Source organism: Streptomyces sp. NPDC107765 (assembly GCF_055657085.1).
The window spans coordinates 89119-107099 of sequence record NZ_JBVKBL010000009.1 but is presented as its reverse complement, the minus strand read 5'-3'; the positions used below and the strand labels follow the sequence as shown (position 1 = coordinate 107099).

The 17981-nt window shown below is 71.1% G+C and carries 16 protein-coding genes and 2 pseudogenes; 10 read left to right on the top strand and 8 right to left on the bottom strand.

Translation table 11 applies throughout. From position 1 onward, the window contains the following. Window positions 1-42 precede the first annotated feature (42 nt). The 3 genes from ACZ7MX_RS22620 (at window position 43) to ACZ7MX_RS22610 (ending at window position 3760) form a co-directional block, all read left to right on the top strand. Complete coding sequence (locus ACZ7MX_RS22620; RefSeq protein ID WP_472134743.1) at window positions 43-1194, top strand: Dyp-type peroxidase; 1152 nt, start codon at window positions 43-45, stop codon at window positions 1192-1194. 219 nt (window positions 1195-1413) lie between these two features. Continuing rightward, window positions 1414-2943: a transferase gene (locus ACZ7MX_RS22615; protein WP_472134741.1), complete on the top strand. Its 1530-nt coding sequence runs from the start codon at window positions 1414-1416 to the stop codon at window positions 2941-2943. 121 nt (window positions 2944-3064) lie between these two features. Next, window positions 3065-3760 carry a DUF4328 domain-containing protein gene (locus ACZ7MX_RS22610; RefSeq protein ID WP_472134739.1) on the top strand — a complete coding sequence of 232 codons (696 nt, stop codon included), beginning with the start codon at window positions 3065-3067 and terminating at the stop codon, window positions 3758-3760. A gap of 21 nt (window positions 3761-3781) precedes the next feature. On the opposite strand, the pseudogene ACZ7MX_RS22605 reads toward ACZ7MX_RS22610, so the two are convergent. Continuing rightward, window positions 3782-3976: pseudogene (locus tag ACZ7MX_RS22605) on the bottom strand (DUF4158 domain-containing protein); the annotation flags it as partial. A gap of 158 nt (window positions 3977-4134) precedes the next feature. On the opposite strand from ACZ7MX_RS22605, the gene ACZ7MX_RS22600 reads away from it, so the two are divergent. Both ACZ7MX_RS22600 and ACZ7MX_RS22595 read left to right on the top strand, forming a co-directional pair. Beyond that, window positions 4135-6933 carry a SpoIIE family protein phosphatase gene (locus ACZ7MX_RS22600; RefSeq protein WP_472134737.1) on the top strand — a complete coding sequence of 933 codons (2799 nt, stop codon included), beginning with the start codon at window positions 4135-4137 and terminating at the stop codon, window positions 6931-6933. Window positions 6934-7382: 449 nt separating this feature from the next. After that, window positions 7383-8525, top strand: coding sequence for an ABC transporter substrate-binding protein (locus ACZ7MX_RS22595; RefSeq protein ID WP_472134735.1), 1143 nt, complete (start codon window positions 7383-7385; stop codon window positions 8523-8525). 82 nt (window positions 8526-8607) lie between these two features. Here the strand turns inward: ACZ7MX_RS22595 and ACZ7MX_RS22590 are convergent, their stop codons facing one another. After that, a complete protein-coding gene (locus ACZ7MX_RS22590) occupies window positions 8608-10293 on the bottom strand; it encodes a tetratricopeptide repeat protein (protein ID WP_472134733.1) in 1686 nt (561 codons plus the stop codon). A gap of 210 nt (window positions 10294-10503) precedes the next feature. Between ACZ7MX_RS22590 and ACZ7MX_RS22585 the strand changes: the two genes are divergently transcribed. Continuing rightward, window positions 10504-10866, top strand: coding sequence for a PadR family transcriptional regulator (locus ACZ7MX_RS22585; protein WP_472134731.1), 363 nt, complete (start codon window positions 10504-10506; stop codon window positions 10864-10866). Beyond that, a complete protein-coding gene (locus ACZ7MX_RS22580; RefSeq protein WP_472134729.1) occupies window positions 10863-11579 on the top strand; it encodes a hypothetical protein in 717 nt (238 codons plus the stop codon). The genes ACZ7MX_RS22585 and ACZ7MX_RS22580 overlap by 4 nt, the downstream gene beginning before the upstream one ends. Window positions 11580-11721: 142 nt before the next feature. On the opposite strand, the gene ACZ7MX_RS22575 is transcribed toward ACZ7MX_RS22580, so the two are convergent. Further along, the gene (locus tag ACZ7MX_RS22575) at window positions 11722-13689 is read right to left on the bottom strand and encodes an AfsR/SARP family transcriptional regulator (protein WP_472134727.1); all 1968 of its coding nucleotides are present in this window, start codon (window positions 13687-13689) and stop codon (window positions 11722-11724) included. A gap of 340 nt (window positions 13690-14029) precedes the next feature. Here ACZ7MX_RS22575 and ACZ7MX_RS22570 point away from each other — a divergent pair, with 340 nt between their 5' ends. Beyond that, entirely contained in the window at window positions 14030-14536 is a 507-nt protein-coding gene (locus tag ACZ7MX_RS22570) for a stress protein (protein WP_472134725.1), read from the top strand. 120 nt (window positions 14537-14656) lie between these two features. On the opposite strand, the gene ACZ7MX_RS22565 is transcribed toward ACZ7MX_RS22570, so the two are convergent. From ACZ7MX_RS22565 to ACZ7MX_RS22555, 3 genes are all read right to left on the bottom strand, one after another. Beyond that, entirely contained in the window at window positions 14657-15001 is a 345-nt protein-coding gene (locus ACZ7MX_RS22565; protein ID WP_472134723.1) for a peptidase dimerization domain-containing protein, read from the bottom strand. A gap of 219 nt (window positions 15002-15220) precedes the next feature. After that, window positions 15221-15397: a hypothetical protein gene (locus ACZ7MX_RS22560; RefSeq protein ID WP_472134721.1), complete on the bottom strand. Its 177-nt coding sequence runs from the start codon at window positions 15395-15397 to the stop codon at window positions 15221-15223. Between the two features lie 99 nt (window positions 15398-15496). Further along, complete coding sequence (locus ACZ7MX_RS22555; RefSeq protein ID WP_472134719.1) at window positions 15497-15958, bottom strand: MarR family winged helix-turn-helix transcriptional regulator; 462 nt, start codon at window positions 15956-15958, stop codon at window positions 15497-15499. A gap of 80 nt (window positions 15959-16038) precedes the next feature. Between ACZ7MX_RS22555 and ACZ7MX_RS22550 the strand changes: the two genes are divergently transcribed. Further along, a complete protein-coding gene (locus ACZ7MX_RS22550; RefSeq protein ID WP_472134717.1) occupies window positions 16039-16410 on the top strand; it encodes a VOC family protein in 372 nt (123 codons plus the stop codon). Window positions 16411-16412: 2 nt separating this feature from the next. Next, window positions 16413-17354 carry a DNA-3-methyladenine glycosylase family protein gene (locus tag ACZ7MX_RS22545; protein WP_472134715.1) on the top strand — a complete coding sequence of 314 codons (942 nt, stop codon included), beginning with the start codon at window positions 16413-16415 and terminating at the stop codon, window positions 17352-17354. 58 nt (window positions 17355-17412) lie between these two features. On the opposite strand, the gene ACZ7MX_RS22540 is transcribed toward ACZ7MX_RS22545, so the two are convergent. Together ACZ7MX_RS22540 and ACZ7MX_RS22535 are read right to left on the bottom strand one after the other, a co-directional pair. Beyond that, a complete protein-coding gene (locus ACZ7MX_RS22540; protein WP_472135103.1) occupies window positions 17413-17541 on the bottom strand; it encodes a hypothetical protein in 129 nt (42 codons plus the stop codon). A gap of 134 nt (window positions 17542-17675) precedes the next feature. Further along, window positions 17676-17741, bottom strand: a pseudogene (locus ACZ7MX_RS22535) (hypothetical protein); the annotation flags it as partial. Window positions 17742-17981 lie beyond the last annotated feature (240 nt).

The window sequence follows — 17981 nt, the reverse complement described above, 5'->3', positions numbered from 1 at the left end:
CCAACTCGCCTTGGCGGGAAGGGATATGGCATTCTCCACACCGTGAGCCGAGCCGACTCCCCTCCAACACGCCGCGCGTTCCTCGGTGCCACCGGGGCCGTAGCTGCCACCGGGCTCACCGCCGGGTGCGAATCCCCTGCACCTCGGCCCAGCCGGTCTTCTTCCCCCGCGTCACCTACCGGGGTGTCGCCGACCGGCCGCCATCAGGCAGGCATCACGCTCCCGCAATCGGCCCAGCCGAACCTCCTGGCGGTGGTGGCCGACCTCGGCGACGCCGTAGCCGTCGGCCCGCTGCTGGCCGAACTCGGCCGGGCCGTTCACGCCCTCACCGCGGGAACCGATCCACGACTGCTGGGTCTGCCGCCGGGCGATCTCACCGTGACGATCGGGGTGGGCCCACGGCTGGTGCGCAGGGCCGACCCCGCCCTGCCCGGCGCGGCAGACCTCCCCCGGTTCTCCCGCGAGCGGATCGCCCCGCAGGCACGCGGCGGTGATCTGTTGATACAGATCTGCGCCAGCGACCCCTTGCTGTTGCCGGTCGTCGCCACCGCGCTTCTGGAGCAGGCCGGTCACCGGGTACAGGAACGCTGGCGGCAGTCCGGACGCCGCGGCCCGAACGTCCCCGTGGACAAGGGCATTTCCGCGCCACGGAACCTGCTCGGTTTCATCGACGGCATCGTGGGCCCGCACACGACGGCCGAACACCAACGCCACCTGTGGCTGGCCGGACCGGCTCCCGTCGTCGGCGGCACGATCGCCGTAGTACGGCGCATGGAACTCGACCTGCCGCGGTTCACCGCGCTCTCCGTCGCCGACCAGGAGGCGGTCTTCGGCCGGCGCAGAGCCACCGGGGTGCCCCTCTCCGGCGGCACCGCGGCCTCGGACCCGAACCTCGGCGCCAAAACCCCGGAGGGGCGCTATCTCGTCCCGGCCGACGCCCACGTCCGTCGGGCCAACCCCAACGTGGTCGGCGTCGGTCTCATGCTCCGCCGCTCCTACAGCACCGACGCGCCCACCCCCGGCCTGCTCTTCATCAGCTTCCAGAACGACCTACGCACCTTCACCAGCACTCTTGCGCACATGGATGCTTCCGACGCACTGCTGCGATTCACCACCACCACCGCCAGCGCAACCTTCCTCATCCTCCCCGGCTTCGACCAGCAGCACCCGCTCGGCGCCAAGACGTTCCACTGAACAGGTCGACGACGGCGCCGTGTCCGTCAGCGTGATGTCGTTGTCGTTGTCGTTGTCGATGGTCGCGGGGCGCTTCCCCTTGTGCGTTCGCGAGGCGTGCGGTTTCACCTGACTGGTGGTGGTGGCCTGAACCGGCCACGGTCGGTGGGGCGGGGTGGTGGTCCGGGACGCGGTCCGTGCAGGGTTGCGGTGTCGGCGAGACGGGGGGGGTGCGCCGAGGTGTCCTCGCGCTTACGGACGTTCGCCCGGCTGATCACGGCGGTCGCGCTCGTCACAGCCTATGTCGCGCTGCACCTGGCGCTCGGCGCGGGCCTGGACCTGCGCGCCCGCGACCGCTTCCACGACGCCCCCGCACGGGCCGCCGCGTTCACCGCCGCGCTGGACCGGTATGCCGCCGGGGAGGCGTCCGCGCGCGCCGGGATCCGCTCGGGCAACACGTGGTTCACGGAGAACGCACCGTCGGGAACGAGCCGCTCCACGGTCGCCTCCGCCACTGCTGGCGTCGAGAAGGGCCGGGTCTCCCTCGCCCGCGAGCGGGTCGCCGGGCTGGCGGCGGATGTCCGACGGGACCGGGCACGGCTCGACCGGAAATTAGGCTCGTCGCGCGCGACCGCGCTGTACTGGGCGGTGCCCGCCGTGGTGCTGCTCGGGCCCGTGCTGTGGTTGCGGCGTCGGCGCCGGTCGGGCGCCGCGGAGATCATCAAGGTGGTCGGCCGGTTCGCCCCGCCTCAGCCGTGGTGGCGGCGGCCGGTGTTCCTGCTGGCCAGCGGTGCCGGATACGTGCTGTTCGCGGCGGGCGCCATCGCCGTCGGCGCGGCGCAGCGGCGGGGCTATCAGATGTCGCCGATGCGCTTCATGCTGTTGCTGGTCGGCGGCCTCACCGCGCTCGGTGCCGGCGTGCTGAGCCTGCGGTACACCCGCCCGCGCTCGGCGCGCGGTGCGGCCCATGCACTCCTGGCCGACGGCCGCCAACCGGTGCTTTACCTGCGCAGCTTCGCCGACGACGACACCGGTGCCCAGGTCGACGACTCGGCGACGTTCGTCAGCATCCACTCGCGGGAGGAGCAGCTCACGGGAGCGTTGGGTGCCGTCGGACCCGTGATCGCGGTGGGCAGACCCGGAGAGCCGCTGCCGCGGCTGGGCGCGGCGCGGTTCTACCTGCCGCTCGACGACTGGCAGCCGACGGTGCTGCGGCTGATGGAGTTGTCCCAACTCATCGTGCTGCGCCTGGGGTTGGGAGAGGGGCTGTGGTGGGAGGTCCAGCAGGCCCGCGCCACCCAGCCCGCGCGCAAGCTCGTCCTGCTGGCACCGGGCGGGGTGCCGGAGCTGGTCGAGCGGCTGGACGAGCGCCTGTCGGCTCCGTCGCGGCTGGCCGAGGTGGCCGGGGGCGATCCCTGGACCGGCGCCGTCATCACCTTCGACCCCGAGTGGACACCTCAGGTGCACCCGGTGGGGCCCGTGCCCCGTGCCGAGCTCCCGCGGGGTGCGCTGGTGCGTCGCGTGGCCCTCGGTGTGAAGGCCGGCGTGAAGGCCGGTCTGGGGTCGATGGCCTGGTTCACGCCCACGCACCACCTGGCCCGCACCATCAAGGACGCCCTGGCGTCCGTCGGGGTCCGCAAACGGACGATGGCCTGGCGGGCCACCTTCGCCGCCCAGATGTCGTTGTGGAAGGGATTCGCCTTGGTCACGGTCCTGGGCCTGATGGGCTGGCTCGGGGGCCGGGCGCTGCAACTCCTCGGCACCGGTTAGTGCCGTTCCGTTACGGCCGTCCCGCATGACGTGCCGAGAAACTGGGGACACAACAGGGCAGGCCCATCGCATCCAGGCCCCCCGCAGTGCGCGGCGGGTCGACGGTCTTCGGGGGAGGATCATGGACGGTCCACAGCAAGGCATGCCGGCGAACGCGAGTCCGTTCGCCGCGGAGCGGCCCAGGGCGGTGACCGGGGCGGCCACCGCCGTGACGGTGCTGATCTCGTTGGCGCTCGTGAATCAGGTGTTGGTCACAGTGGTCAACTGGCGCGTCTACTTTCTCGTCGACGATTACCTGGCCGGGAGGGCGACAGTCGCGGACCTGCTGGCCGCCGACTCCGATGCCCTCGCGAAGCTGGCGTCGTTCTGGGTGTCGCTGCCGGTATGGGCCGCGGCCGGCATCACGTGCGTCGTCTGGCTGTGGCGGGCCCGCATCAACTCCGAGCTGATGAGCGGTGCTGCCGCGCACCGCCGGGCCCGGGGCTGGGTGCTGGGCAGCTGGATGACCCCGGTGGCCAACCTGTGGATCCCGTACCAGGTCGTGTCGGACGTCTGGCGGGCCAGCGCCCCCCGGCGGTCCGTCCCCGTCACCTTGGTCAGCGCCTGGTGGGCGCTGTTCGCCGTCGCCAACGTCCTCGTCAGGCCGATCCAGTGGCGCGCGGCCTCGCAGTTGGACAGCGAGCACGAAGTGCTGACCAACGCGAACCTGTCCACGCTGCTCACAGCGCTCTATGTGGCGGCCGGTCTGCTTCTCGTCCTCATCGTCAGGCGCGTCACCGCTTGGCAGACCGGCGGTCAGGTCGGGAACGCGGTGTAAGGCCCACCACGACGAAACACGCCGGAACTTCCGGCCCCTTTCCTTGACCTCATACACGTTGTCCTCATACGCGCGGGAGCCGTACGCGGGGGAGCCGTACGCGTCGCGTATCTCCCACGCGTGGTCGTACGCCGTCTGCCGCCGCTCCGTGTACCGCTTCCCGCACGACGCGTCCTCGATGCCCAACTGCTCGGCCGGCTGCTCGACCACCGACCACGCCATCTCCACCAGCACAAAGCACCGCTCCGCACGAGGTGCTCCGGTACGGCGACCGGTCAGTTCCTGGCGGTCCGGTCCGCCGATGCCCGGTCGCCGCACAGGCCACAGCGGCACGCCTTGCCAGCTCCCGAGCCCCGCAGGGTAAATATTGGACCATGACCGGACATTCAGGGCGCTTTCGGCGTTGGTTGAGCCGCGCGCCCAGCCGTTCCGCTTCCCGGGGCGTCTCCCTTACCGAGAGCGATCCGGACGGCCGGCAGGGCGGACACCCTCCGGGGGCCGGAGGCTCGCGGGGCCTGCGGGCCTGGTTGACGACGCGCAGTGTCGCCCGGGAGGTCTTCCTGCTCCAGCTGGTGCTGGTGGTGCTGCTCGTCGCGGCGGCAGTGGTGGCCATCGTCGTCCAGACGCGGCGGGACATCATGACCGACGCCCGGCACCGGACGCTCGCCGCCGCTGAGTCCTTCGCCCACTCCTATGGGCTCCAGGAGGCGCTGAACAGCGACGACCCGACCGCCAAGCTCCAGCCCCGCGCCGAGGCGGCCCGCAAGGCGTCCGGCGTCGACGCCCTCATCGTGTACAAACTCGACGGGATCGCCCTCACCCACAGCGACCCGCGGGAGATCGGCAAACACGTCATCGGCCCCTACGCCGAGGCCGCCCGGGGCAAGCCCTTCACCAGGACCTTCCAGGGCGCCCTGGGCCTCTCCGTGGTCTCCGCGGCGCCCGTCACGGACTCCTCGGGCCGGGTCATCGCCATCGTCGCGGCACCGGTCACGGTGGAGAACGTACAGAAGTCGGTCAACCGGCAGCTGCCCCTCTTCCTGGGCACCGCAGTCGGGGCGCTGGCACTCGCCGGAGGCGGCGCGGGACTGGTGAGCCGCCGGCTGCGCCGGCAGACACACGGTCTGGCACCGGCCGAGATGACCCGGATGTACGAGCATCACGATGCGGTCCTCCACGCGGTGCGGGAGGGCGTCCTCATCGTCGGCCGCGGGGGGCGGCTGCTGCTGGCGAACGACGAGGCACGGCGGCTCCTGGACCTGCCGGCGGACGCGGAGGGACGCCACGTCGGCGATCTGGGCCTGGACACTCGTACCGTCGACCTCCTGACGTCGGACCGGACCGCCACCGACGAGGTACACCTGGCCCAGGACCGGCTGCTGGCCCTGAACAAGCGGTCCACGGCGCCCTACGGAGCCCATCACGGGAGCGTGGTGACTCTGCGCGACACCACAGAACTGAGGTGGCTGACAGGGCGTGCCGAGAGGGCGCGGGAGCGGTTGCGGCTGCTGTACGACGCCGGGGTACGCATCGGCTCCACGCTGAATGTCGAGCGCACCGCCGCGGCGCTGGCGCAGGTGGCGGTCCCCCGGTTCGCCGACATCGTCGCCGTCCAGTTGCGGGACCCGGTCCTGCAGGGCGAGGAGCCCGCCGCGGCGGGTACCAAGCTGCACCGGACCGCCCTCGCGGGCCTGGAGGCGGACCATCCGCTCCACCCCGTCGGCGAGCTGATGGGGTTCGCCCCGGGCACCCCGGTGGCGGCGGATGTGGACCAGGGCCGCTCCAAAGCGGTGCCGGACCTGGCCGACTCGTCCGAATGGCGGTCCCAGGACCCGGAACGCGCCCGACGCATCCTGGACCACGGGGTGCATTCCTTGGTCGTCGTACCGCTGCTCGCCCGGGGCGTCGTGCTGGGCCTGGTGGACTTCTGGCGATCGGGAAGCTCCCCACCGTTCGACGACGAGGACCTGTCCTTCGCCGAGGAACTGGCGGGGCGGGCCGCCGTGGGGATCGACAACGCCCGGCGCTACACCCGTGAACGCACCATGGCGATGACGCTGCAGCGCAGCCTGATGCCCCGCGGTCTGCCCGAACAGGACGCCATGGAGGTGGCGCACCGCTACCTCCCCGCCCAGGCGGGAGTGGGCGGTGACTGGTTCGACGTCATCCCGCTGCCCGGCGCCCGGGTAGCGCTGGTCATCGGGGACGTCGTCGGACACGGCCTGCACGCCGCTGCCACCATGGGCCGGCTGCGCATCGCCGTGCACAACTTCTCGGCCCTGGACCTCTCCCCCGACGAGCTGCTGGGCCACTTGGACGAGCTGGTGGCCCGCATCGACGTCCAGGACGAGGACACCGAGGCGGGGCCGCCCATCACCGGCGCCACCTGCCTGTACGTCGTGTACGACTTCGTCTCCGGACGGGTCACCGCGGCCACGGCCGGCCATCTGCCGCCGGCCGTGGCCTACCCCGACGGCCGGGTGGACTTCCTGAACCTCCCGGTCTCACCGCCGCTGGGCCTGAGCAGCGGCCTGCCCTTCGAGCCCGCTGAGCTGTCACTGCCGGAGGACTCCCGGCTGGTGCTGTACACCGACGGGCTGGTCGAGGACCGCAGCCGTGACCTGGACGAGGGCCTGGAAGCGCTGCGTGCGGCCCTCGTCGGACCGGACCGTACGCCGGCGGAGACCTGCGCCACCATCATGCAATCGCTGCTGCCGACCAGGTCCGCCGACGACGTCGCGCTGCTGGTGGCCCGGGCCCGGCGGCTGGACCCGGCGCGGGTCGCCGAGTGGGACGTGCCCCGCGACCCCGCGGCCGTGGGCCCGGTCCGCAATGACTGCGTTCGTCAGTTGACCGACTGGGGTCTGGAGGACCTCGCCTTCAGCACCGAGCTCATCCTCAGCGAACTGATCACGAACGCCGTTCGCTACGGCTCCGAGCCCATCCACGTGCGGCTCCTGCACACCCGGACCCTGATCTGTGAAGTCTCCGACGGCAGCAGTACCTCCCCGCACGTCCGCCAGGCGAAGGACACCGACGAAGAAGGCCGTGGCCTCTTCCTGGTCACGCAATTCGCCGAACAGTGGGGCACCCGCTACTCCCCCAGGGGTAAGACGATCTGGGCCGCTCAGGTGGTCGGCCCCGACGCCCCGCCTTCGGACGAAGAGCCGTAGGAGCACCTCCCCGGCCATCGAGGACAGAGCGGGGCGGGGTGAGGCCGTGGCGTGGCGGGTGGTGCACGGTGGTGCCTGGCCACCCGTGTTGCCCCTGCTCGCCGCTGTGACCTGGCCCGATCACCGTCCTGGCCGGGATCCGCAAGGGGGCGAAGTACTCTGGTCCGGACCATTGCTGAAGAGAGAAACGTCGGACGGTGGCGTGTCGCCCGGTGTGGCGCCGGGATCACCCGCATGCCACGTCGGCGGCGGCCTCACGGGAGTGCCGAGGACACCCGCTCGGCGAGCCTGCCAGGCCCCTCCGTATACCGCCCCACCTTGGGGTGTGCGCCGTCCTTGGCGGTCGGGCCGCCGTACCGACCGTGCTGCGACCGCATCCCTCGTGGCCGGTCCTGTCTGCTCCGCCGGCCACCGGCGGACCGCCCCCCACCCGCATTGCTGGAGGCGTCGTGGCTACACACCATCGGGTCCGCGCAGGCGCTCTCGTCTGCTGTCTGGGACTTGCGGCACTCGGGCTGAGTGCCTGCCAGGGAGGGGAAGCCACCCGGCCGGTGGCGCCGGCCCGGGCCCAGTCCGTCGCGGAGGCGGGCGGGACGGCGGCGCTGGTCAAGGCGGCGAAGCGGGAGGGCAGGCTCAACGCGATCGCGCTGCCGCGGCCGTGGGCCAACTACGAGGGACTCATCGACGGCTTCGAGAAGAAGTACCGCATCAAAGTGGTCGTCGCCAATCCGTACGGCCACAGCCAGCAGGAGATCGACGCGGTGAAGCGCTACCGCGGCCAGGAACGCGCCCCCGACGTGCTCGACCTCGGGGATTCCTTCGCCCAGTCCGCGGCGCGGCAGAACCTGCTGGCCCCTTACCGGGTCGCGCAGTTCGACCAGATCCCACCGGAACAGAAGGATCCCAAGGCCCGCTGGTACAACAACTACGGTGGGTACATCTCCATCGGTTGCGACGCCGCCCGCGTCCGGACCTGCCCCGAATCCTTCGCGGATCTGCTCCGGCCGGAGTACAAGGGCCTGGTCGCGATCCACGGCGATCCCACGATCGCGGGATCGGCCTTCGCCGCCGTGTACGCGGCGGCACTCGCCAACGGAGGGTCGTTCAACGACATCCAGCCCGGCATCGACTTCTTCGCCCGGCTCGACCAGATCGGCAACTACAACCGGGCCGACCCCAACCCGGCCGCCATCTCCCAGGGCAAGACACCCATCAGTATCGAGTGGGACTACCTCAACCTGCAGCATGTCGACCAGCTCCGCGGGACGGGTGTGGACTGGAAGGTCTCCATCCCGTTCGACGGCAGCTTCTCGCAGTACTACGCACAGGCGATCAACAAGCACGCCCCCCACCCGGCCGCGGCGCGACTGTGGGAGGAATACCTCTTCAGCCCGAAGGGCCAGAACCTGCGCCTCGTGGACTACGCCCGCCCGGTGCTGATGGACGTCATGGCGAAGAACGGCACCCTCGACAAGACCCTGGCCGCACGGCTGCCGACGGTCGAGGGCACACCGCAGTTCCCGACCGAGGCAGAGCTGAACAAGGCGTTGCGCACCGTCCGTCACAACTGGCCCCAGGCAGTCGGCGGCTGATCCGCCCTCGCCGCCCGGTGCGGCCCCGAACCAACCCGAAGCCGCCCGTGTCCAGGTGTCAGCGCCCTGTCAGCGCCCCCGCTCAGCCCGCTGCCAGCGCTTCCTCGGCGGCCTCCAGCTCCTCCTCCGGGTCCAGCATCCGAACCAGCACGTCCAGATCATCCGAGCGGTACCGACACGTGACGTCGTCCGCCCACCGCTCGGCGGCCAGGCGCAGCAGTTCCCTGGCCTCGGCATGGCGTCCGAGCCGGTTCAGGACAAGGCCGTAGTAGCCCGCCGTCTCCGTTCCGAAAGCCTTCTCCCGGCCCTCTTCCCAGGCCTTGCGCAGGTATGGCTCGGCTTCCTCGTACCCGCCGCGTTGGGCGATGGCCTTGCCCGCCAGCATCGCGTGCAGTGCGCTGTTGTCGCCGGCCGCGCGGACGTGCCACCGCTCGGCCTCCTGGTAGTCCTTGTGGTACTCGGAGAGCCAGGCCATGGTGCTGCAGGAGTCGTGGTTTCCGGCCTCTGCGGCGATCCGCTCCCAGTGGTCGCGCCGCTCGGGCTTCCCCAGTTCGTCATACAGCGATGCGAGATCGGCGGCTGCTGCCGCGTCGCCCGCGATCGCTGCCGCTTCGTATCGGGGGAGCATCCAGCGCGCCGTCGCCCCGCCCCACTCGTAGAGCATCTTCCCGTACGCGTACGACGCCTGCAGGTCCCCCGCGTCGGCCCGCTCACGCAGTTCCGGCAGCCGGCGCAGATCCTGCTCGTGCGGTACCTCGTCCTCCTCGCGGAGCTGGGCGATGGTGGCGAGCCGATCGGCGACGTCCTCGTCGTCGGGGTCGAGTTCCCCCAGCCAGTCCTCCGCCTCGTCCAGCCGGCGTTGCCGTCTGCACAGGTCGGAGAGCATCCGCTGCCCGGAGCTGTGCCCCGCCTCGGCAGCGAGGGTGTACCAGTGCTCGGCCTCGGTGAGTTCGCCGCGCTCCTCGTTGAACAGGCCCAGGATGAAGGCCGCACCGTTGTACCCGGTGGCGTGGGAGCGCAGGAGAAGTTCACGAACCTCGGGCCAGCGGTCGTCCGCATGCCGGCGCTCAAGAAGGATGGCGTGTTCGACGAGAGCCGCCGGGCTGAGCTCTCCTGCTCTGCGGCAGTACTCCCCGGCCTCGGTGAGCAGCCCCGGGTAGTCCTTGAACTCGCGGGCCATCTCCCTCAGCGGCGCCAGCGCCTCCCACGCCGCCTCGCCGTCCTCGGTCGCCTCCGCCGCGTCGAGGTCCTCGGCGATCTGGTCGAAGGTCTTGCGTATGTGCTCGAAGAGCTGCACCCATTCGAAGACCGCGATGTCCCCGATGTCCACGCCCTTCATCAGGAACTCGGCGGCCTCGGCCGGCTTTCCCTCAGCTGCCAGAAGCTTGCCCAGCTCGATCTTGCAGTCCAGGCGGCCCATGTCCCAGCCCTTCCGGAACCAGGTGGCGGCCTCCGGGGCGCCGTTCTCCTGGAGCAGTACGGCCAGACCGTACGCGCAGCCGGAGTGACGGTCGGCGGCGAGGCGGTAGAGCCGCTCGGCTTCCCGGCGGTCACCACGGATCTTGCGGTAGCGGGCGAGGGTGTACGCGGAGAAGGCATCGCCCGCCTCGACCGCCCGTTCCCAGTAGGGGATCCCCTCGTCGACCCGGCGGCCGAGGACAAAGAAGTCGGTGTGCCGGCGGGCCGTCTCCTCGTCGCCCGCAAGAGCGGCGGCGACGAGGCCCTCGCCACGGGCCTCAACGGTCTGGATCGCGTTCTGTTGTGCCATGTGCGAGATCGTTTCATCCCGCCGGAGCTCGGCCAACGGTGGCCCACCGGTATGGGAGTTCGCGAGGAACAACGCCAGGCACCTCCCGTCCGGTGCCGGCCGTCACCGCGTCACGGTGCCGTGCCCCGGGATCCCGCACTACCTTGCCTCGCACTACCTTGCACCGCACTAGCTTGTAGTGCATGACTCTTGCTGTGTAAGGTTCTGGCCATGGAGGAGACATCCACCCCACGCGCCCAGTGGCTGCGCGGGGTGCTGGATATGTGTCTGCTGGCTCTGATGGCCGAAACCCCGGTCTACGGATACGAGATGACCGTCCGGCTCGCCAAGGCCGGGCTCGATGTCGCGGACGGGTCGATCTACCCGGCGCTTGCGCGCTTGCGCAAGCGCCAGCTGGTGGAGGTCGAACGCCGCAGCGGGGGTGGAGGTCCTGCCCGGACCTACTACAGGCCCAGCGAAGCAGGCATGCAGATGCTCCGGTCGTGGAGCCGCGACTGGACCCAATTCGCCACGAGTGTCGGCTCGATCATCACCCAGACCTCGATCACCCAGACCGCGCGGGAAGAATCATGACGTTGACTGTCGAGGACGCGATACACCAGGCCGTAGAGACGTGGCGCCGCCTTGGGGTGAGCGGGGAACCGGCCGAGGAGATGGCTGAGGAACTGGCCGCGGACCTGACCGCCGCCGCTGCCGATGGCCGGTCGGTCACCGACTACATCGGTGGGGACGTCGAGGCTCTGGCCACCTCATGGGCAGTCGAGCGCGGCCTGCTGCCGGTGCACCAGCGTCTGAAGGAGACCGCCTTCGCGGCGGCCACGGCGGCCGCGATACCGGCCTTCGCCGCGCTCCTCTTCTGGTGGATCCGCGTATCCCACTTCCTCGACCCCAGCGGCGAATCCTTGACGACCACGCTCGACGGGCAGGTGGTGCGGGAGGTGCGCAGGTTCCCCGATCCCGGCGTTCCCTTGATGTGGCTGGGCTGGGTCGCATGCCTGCTCACCGCCTTCTTCTTGGTCCGGCGCGCCGTGGACGAGAGCCTCCAGCGTCCGGGCGACCCCGCACGCGACGCGACCATGCGGGCCCTGACCAAGGCCCTCCCCCTCATCCTCCTGGCCGCGGCCCTGGTGGCCTGCGCGATCGGAGTCTTCGGGGCGTATGTGATCGGGTACTACCAGTTCCTCTTCACCCTCCCGGTCGCGTCGGCCGGAATGATCGGCACGGTGGCAGCCGGTGCCGCCTGGGTCCGACGCCGCACTTGCCCGCCCGTGACCGCCGGTCTCTGAAGCCCGGGCTGCAGAGCAACCGCCCACGCACCAGGGCGAGAAGACGCGGGCCCGGTCATGGCCCGCGCGCACCAACCCGCGGGACGCGTCCCCCGGCCGCGCGGGGCCGGGGTCGGGGACGCCGTGTTCGGCCCGGGCGCCGTCAGCCGACGGACACCCGGCGCTGGGCTATGTGGGCGAGCAGTCGTCGTACGGCCTCGTCCTGGGCCCAGCGGGGCTCCTCCGCCGCGACGCGCTGCGCGGCGTAGATGCGCACCATCTCCGACCGTACGTAGTGCCCCTGGGCGTGTTCTTCGAGGAGGTGGGCGTCGCACAGCTCGGCGAGGTAGCGGCGGGTGGCCTCACCGTCTCCGCCGACCAGCACCCCGGCGTGGTCGACGCCCACACACGGGCCGGGGTGCAGCCCCAGGAAGCGGAAGAGCCGGGCGGCGCCGCTCGACAGGGCACGGTAACTGAGATAGAGACATGCCTCCATGCCCAGATCGGCGTCGTGCGCGGACAGCTCCTGTAGCCGGCGTCGTTCATCGCCCAGCTTCTTCGTCCAGCACGTCAACGACCACTCGGGGTGCGCCATCAGCCTGGCGGCGGCGATCCGCAGCGCCAGCGGCATCCGGTCGCACCACTCCACGAGTGCCCCGGCCGCCGCCGCCTCCGCCTCGACGCGCTGCCGCCCCAGCGCGTTGCGCAGCAGTTGCAGCCCCTCCTCAGAGGTGAGCGGCCCGACTTTGACCAATGCCGCCCCGTCCCGCACCACGAGTCCGCTCAGCCGGCGTCGGCTGGTGACTATCGCCAGGCAGCCTGGCGATGCGGGCAGGAGGGGGCGCGCCTGCTCGGCGGTGCCGGCGTTGTCCAGTACGACCAGCATCCGCCGGCCGGCGAGCAGCGAACGGTAGAGCGCCGAGGCCTCCGTCACCGACTCGGGGATCTTCGCTTCCGGTACGCCCAGGGACTGCAGGAACGCCGTGAGTACGGTGCCGGGCCGCATCGGGGGCCGTTCGAACCCCCGTAGGTCCGCGAAGAACTGCCCGTCGGGGAACTCCTCCTTGCGGTGGCGCGCCCACTGCACCGCGAGGGATGTCTTGCCGGTCCCGCCCGCGCCGGCGAGTACCACGCACTGCGGCCGAGGCACCCGGTCCAGATGCTGGTCCAGCACCGAGATTTCGCGTTCACGACCGGAGAAGTCCGGCATCCCGGGCGGGAGTTGAGCGATTCGGGGCAGGGCGCCGGGCCGGTGGTCACAGACGTACGGGGCGACATACGGCGCCGCGCCCGGACCCGTGCCTGGACCCGTGCCCGGACCCGCGCACGCCGGCGCGGGCGGCGCGGTGCCAGGGCCGGCCCACGCCCGCGCGGCCGGCGCCTGGGTACGCGCCGCGGGCTTCGGGTGGCGAGCGGCGGCCGGCGCGGGGCTCTGCTTGTTTCCGAGGACCTCCAGGTACGCCTCGCTGAGCGCCGGACCCGGGTCGATGCCCAACTCGTCCGACAGGCAGCGGCGGGCCCGGTGGTAGTGGTCGAGGGCCTCGGCCTGCCGACCGGTGGCCTGCAAGGCGCGCATCAGCAGCGCGGTCAGCTCCTCGTGCAGCGGATGCTCCGCGATCCACCCGGTGAACTCCGTGACCAGTTCCCGGTACCTGCCCAACAGCAGCAGCTTTCCGCCGAGTTCCTGCAGTGCGGCCAGCCGTGCCTGGGACAGGCTGACGCCCAGCGTCTGCCGCACCCGTTCGCTGGGGACATCCGCCAGCACCTCGCCCCGCCACAGTCCCAGTGCCTGACGCAGCTTGGTGACGGCGACCCAGGGTTCGGCCTCCTGAGCGTCGGCGACCAGGCACCGGAAGCGGTGTGCGTCCACCGAGCCCGGATCGGCGAACAAGACGTATCCCTGTCCCTGCGTGGCGAGTTCGGCATGGCCCGCCAACAGCCGCCGCAGTCGGTGCACATGGTTGTGGACCACGCCCCGCGCCCGGGCCGGCGGATCCCCGTCCCATGCCAGGTCGATCAGCCGGTGCACCGGGACCACCTGATTGACCTCGCTGATCAGCGCCGCGGTCACGGTACGGATGCGTCCCGCTCCCAGAGCCAGTGGCAGGCCCTGGTCCGTCTGGATCTCCACCGGCCCAAGAAGCCGCAACTGAACCATTTGCCCTCATGAATAGCGCCGAACGGGGCTCGCCCCGAAGGCCCTTACGCAATTAAAGACCACGGAGATGATGACTGTGTGACAGGCCCCGCCCTCTTCTCACTTCCGGATATTCCGGTGTCTCCGGGCGCAGCCGACACCGGCAACGATGCGGTCCGACGGCGGAAATCGGGCCGCATGAGCGCAACATGAGCCGTTCATGAGCCACGGCTCCGAGCCTGGTGTTCGTGCCGGAGCCGTGGCTCTTCCCGCTGCGCCGGCCTGTCCTCCGCCCCTGCGGAGGATGACGCACACACATTGACCGAGGGGAAAAATGTCTACTTCGAGCGTCCTGAAGAAGAGCATGACGGCGGTGGCCCTGGGGGCCGCGCTCACCGTGGGCGGTGCCGCCTTCCCGGCCACCGCCACGGCCGCCCCGGTCGCCGCCGCGGCCCCGGCCGAGTCGCCCGTCACGGGCAGCGCCAACGCCAACCTCAATTTCAACATCGACGTGCTCGGCATCGCGAACAAGATAGAGGCGTCGATCAAGACCGCCCAGAACCGCGAGGGCTTCGTCAAGAACCTGCGGGAATCGGCGTTCTACGCCGCAGAGGGCAAGTACAACGTCATGGTGATGAACCTCAGCCAGGGCTACGACCAGCACCTCAACGGCGTGAAGGCATACGGTTCCGCCACCTACGACGGCGTCATCTACGGCATCTGGGTCTTCGAAGACGGTGAATTCACCAACCTCGGCGACGGCGGCTACATCAACTGGGCCTTCCAGGGCTGGTTCGACCGCCCGGACAACGGCGGCTACGTGAAGTTCTACCGCCCCTGATCGCGACGCACCGGCCTTGAGCTGCGCCCCGTCGACCGCTCGGTCGACGGGGCGCAGTGCTGTGGAAGCGGCCGGTCAGGGCGTACGGCCGGGCTCACGGCCAAACCGACGCGCACGCCCTCACCGCCGTGCGGGGACACCCTTCACGGTGCGCCGCTTGATGGTCCCGTAGGCCAGGGCGAGAGCCGTGCACCACGCGGCCCACACGTACAGTCCTGGCCGGGTGTCGCTGGAGGTGGCCATCAGGACGACCACGCACACGAGTGAGGCGAGGGAGAGCCAGATCGTGTACTCCGCCATCAGCGGGTCAACTGCCTTGTTCCGGCGGCTTTCCAGCCGGGCCAACGCCTGGTGGAGGGGCGCGTAGGCATCAATGGCGCTGACTCCCGCGTCGCGGGTGCTTGCGTGTGTGGCCCGGCCCGGGACCTCCATCCGGACGGTCAGCGCGCCGGCGTTCGCGGTCACCAGCGTGCCGCCGGTCGACTCGGTGACGATGCAGGCGTCGCCGGTGTGTCCACGCCGGAGAGCGGCGAAGGCGCCGAGCCCGCCGCCCTCTTCGACGGACCGGGCGCGTTGGTCGCGAACGCGGCCGGACCGGCGGCTGCCCGTAGCGGATGGCGTTGGTGACCAGTCCGCTGAGCACCAGCCCGGTGGTGAAGACGGCGTCGTGCAGCCCCCAGGCCGTCAACTGCGCGGTCGCATCGCGCCGGGTCCGGGGACGACGGCGGGATCGGAGGGCACGTCCCAACGGGCGACCCGGTCGGCTCCCAGCGCGTGGGGGCGGGCGATCAGCAGGACGATGTCGTCGGCGGGACGGGCCGGGAGCAGCGCGTCGAGGACGTTGTCGCAGACCTCCTCCATGGACGCGGTGGGCCGGGCGAGGGTGCGGCACAGCAGGTCGAGCTGCTCTTCGGGATCGCGGCCGCCTCATGAGGGGCGCCCCCGCCACAGGTTGGCGGGTCATTCCTCCAGGGCTGACGCGATGCGGTCGAGGTCGGTGAGGAGCGCTGCCATGCGTTGCGGCGGGATCGCCTTGATCATGCGATGTTCGATGGCGTAGACGGCGGCCTGGACCGCGGCGAGGCGTGTGTGGCCCTCCTCGGTGAGGTGCGCGGGCCGGGCGCGGCCGTGGTCGGCGGTGGCGGGGCGGGTGATCAGTCCCGCTTCCTGCAGGCCCCGCAGGACGACGTTTCCGGACTGGCGGGTGACGAAGGTCGCGCGGGCGAGGTCGGCGTTGGACATACCGGGGTGCAGGGCCAGGAGTTCGAGAGTGGCGTACTGCGGCACGGTCAGCCCGTGCTCGCGCAAGACCTTGTCCATGGCGCCGCGCAGGGCGGCCTGGGCGCGTTTGAGCAGGTAGCCCACGTGGTGGGTGACGTCCTTCGCGAGGTGGGGCGGCTCGGCCGGCGTGCTCTCCATCATGTCAGCATTTTGACATAGCCAACCTGGCAGCCCTAGCCTCCTCAATGTCAAAGTCCTGACATAAGGATCGAGGAGGACCCATGTCTGTCACCATCGACGGCCCCGACTTCGTAGCCCTGCAAGTCCGCGACGTGGACGCCGCAGCCGCCTTCTGCGAGCAGCACCTTGGCCTGCGTCGGGCCGCGGTCTCACCGCCGCACGCGGTCGTGTTCGACACCAAGCCGACCCCGTTCGCCCTCCGCGAGCTCCTCCCGGGCATCGACCTCGCCGACGCCGCACGGCCCGGCCTCGGAGTGGTGCTCTGGTTCCGGACTCCCGACGCTCACCAGCTCCACGACCGGCTCACCGCCGCCGGGGTCAAGATCCTCACCCCGATGACGGACAGCCCCTTCGGGCCGATGTTCTCCTTCGAGGGCCCGGAGGGCTACCTGCTCACCGCGCACGGAGGCTGACCATGACCGCCGTCTCCTTCGTTCCGGCCGGGCCCTTCTCGCTCGCCTCCGGCATCCGGTTCCTGGAGGGCTTCACCCCCGCTGGTTACCACCACGCGGCGGACGGGATCCTCCGCCTGGCCTTCCCCGCCGACGACGCGACCTCCGTGGTCGCGGCCACCGTCCGGCAGGACTCGGGAACGGACGGCGGCACCGGCGCGGTGCGGGCCGAGTTCACCGTGCACCCCGGCACCGCCGCCCTGGCGGAGGGGGCGGCCGCCGGGGCTCGGGCCGACGAGGCCGTGCGGGCCCAGCTCGCCCGCATCCTCTCCCTCGACGTCGACGGCACCGGATTTCCTGCCCTTGCCGCGGATCCCGTGGTGGCGGGCCTCATGGCGGACTATCCAGGGCTGCGCCCGGTGTGCTTCCACTCGCCGTACGAAGCCGCCGCCTGGGCCGTCATCGGCAACCGCATCCGCATGCCCCAGGCAGCCGCCCTCAAGGCCCGCATCGCCCACCAGCACGGACACCGCATCCGCATCGCAGGGCAGACCCTGCACGCATTCCCCACCCCCGCCGTCCTGCGCGCCCTCCCCCACGTGCCCGGCCTGACTGCCATCAAGCTCCAACGGCTGCACGCACTGGCCGAAGCCGCCCTCGACGGTCAACTCGACGCAGCCCGCCTGCGCGCCCTGCCCGCCGACTACGCCCTCGCCGAGCTGCGGGCCCTGCCCGGCATCGGCCCCTTCTCCGCCGAGCTCGTCCTCATCCGGGGAGCGGGACACCCCGACGTCTTCCCGCGCCACGAACCGCGCCTCCACCGAGCCATCGCCACCGCATACGGGCTCGACGCCCCGACCGCCGCCGACCTCGCCCGACTGGCCGAGGTCGCCGACCGGTGGCGGCCCTACCGCAGCTGGGTCGCCACCCTGCTCCGCATCAAGGCGGACGGGCCGAGCCGTTGAAGTGAAGCACAACCACACCCGGGGCTCTCGTACGAGGGACGGGTGGGGGCGTGATGCTTCACAGCCGCCGGACGCGTAGCACGCCGGTCAGCATCGGGAGAGTGAACTCGCCGTGGGCGGTCTCCGGTCTCCTCGCGAGGAATGCGCGGATCCGGCCCAGCGTGGCCTCTTGTTCCTGTTCCGGCATGACGAGCATCCCCGCCCGCGTCGCGAGGGTCGCGACGAGAGAATCGGCGGTGCGGCGCTGCCCGATGGGGCACGGACAGCCGGCAGCTGGCGGCGCAGCTCGGTCAGCATCCCCGGGTCGGGCTCCACCGCCACGACGTCGGCACCCAGCGCGACCAGCGTGGCGGGCAGCTTGCCGGTTCCGGCTCCGAGGTCGAGCACCCGAGGGCCGGGCGCGGGCTCAAGCGCCCAACGCGCCGCGGTCTGCGCGTAGTTCGGGCGGTGCTCGGCGTAGGCGACCGCCGCTGCACCGAACGACGAGGCATGACGTAGCCGTTCCTCCTGATCCACACGGTGACGCTACCGATGCTGCTGACGGTCAGCCATCCCCTGACCACTTGGAGCTTGCTCCGGCCTGCAGATCCGGCCGGGAGAGGGAACGGCTCATCGGTTGCCTGTACG

What these genes read in the sequence shown, in the direction of transcription:
- ACZ7MX_RS22590 (WP_472134733.1), bottom strand. Translation starts at nt 10,293, where the DNA reads ATGGCACAACAGAACGCGATCCAGACCGTTGAGGCCCGTGGCGAGGGC.
- ACZ7MX_RS22610 (WP_472134739.1), top strand. Translation starts at nt 3,065, where the DNA reads ATGGACGGTCCACAGCAAGGCATGCCGGCGAACGCGAGTCCGTTCGCC.
- ACZ7MX_RS22600 (WP_472134737.1), top strand. Translation starts at nt 4,135, where the DNA reads ATGACCGGACATTCAGGGCGCTTTCGGCGTTGGTTGAGCCGCGCGCCC.
- ACZ7MX_RS22540 (WP_472135103.1), bottom strand. Translation starts at nt 17,541, where the DNA reads ATGCCGGAACAGGAACAAGAGGCCACGCTGGGCCGGATCCGCGCATTC.
- ACZ7MX_RS22580 (WP_472134729.1), top strand. Translation starts at nt 10,863, where the DNA reads ATGACGTTGACTGTCGAGGACGCGATACACCAGGCCGTAGAGACGTGG.
- ACZ7MX_RS22555 (WP_472134719.1), bottom strand. Translation starts at nt 15,958, where the DNA reads ATGATGGAGAGCACGCCGGCCGAGCCGCCCCACCTCGCGAAGGACGTC.
- ACZ7MX_RS22560 (WP_472134721.1), bottom strand. Translation starts at nt 15,397, where the DNA reads ATGGAGGAGGTCTGCGACAACGTCCTCGACGCGCTGCTCCCGGCCCGT.
- ACZ7MX_RS22545 (WP_472134715.1), top strand. Translation starts at nt 16,413, where the DNA reads ATGACCGCCGTCTCCTTCGTTCCGGCCGGGCCCTTCTCGCTCGCCTCC.
- ACZ7MX_RS22550 (WP_472134717.1), top strand. Translation starts at nt 16,039, where the DNA reads ATGTCTGTCACCATCGACGGCCCCGACTTCGTAGCCCTGCAAGTCCGC.
- ACZ7MX_RS22570 (WP_472134725.1), top strand. Translation starts at nt 14,030, where the DNA reads ATGTCTACTTCGAGCGTCCTGAAGAAGAGCATGACGGCGGTGGCCCTG.
- ACZ7MX_RS22585 (WP_472134731.1), top strand. Translation starts at nt 10,504, where the DNA reads ATGGAGGAGACATCCACCCCACGCGCCCAGTGGCTGCGCGGGGTGCTG.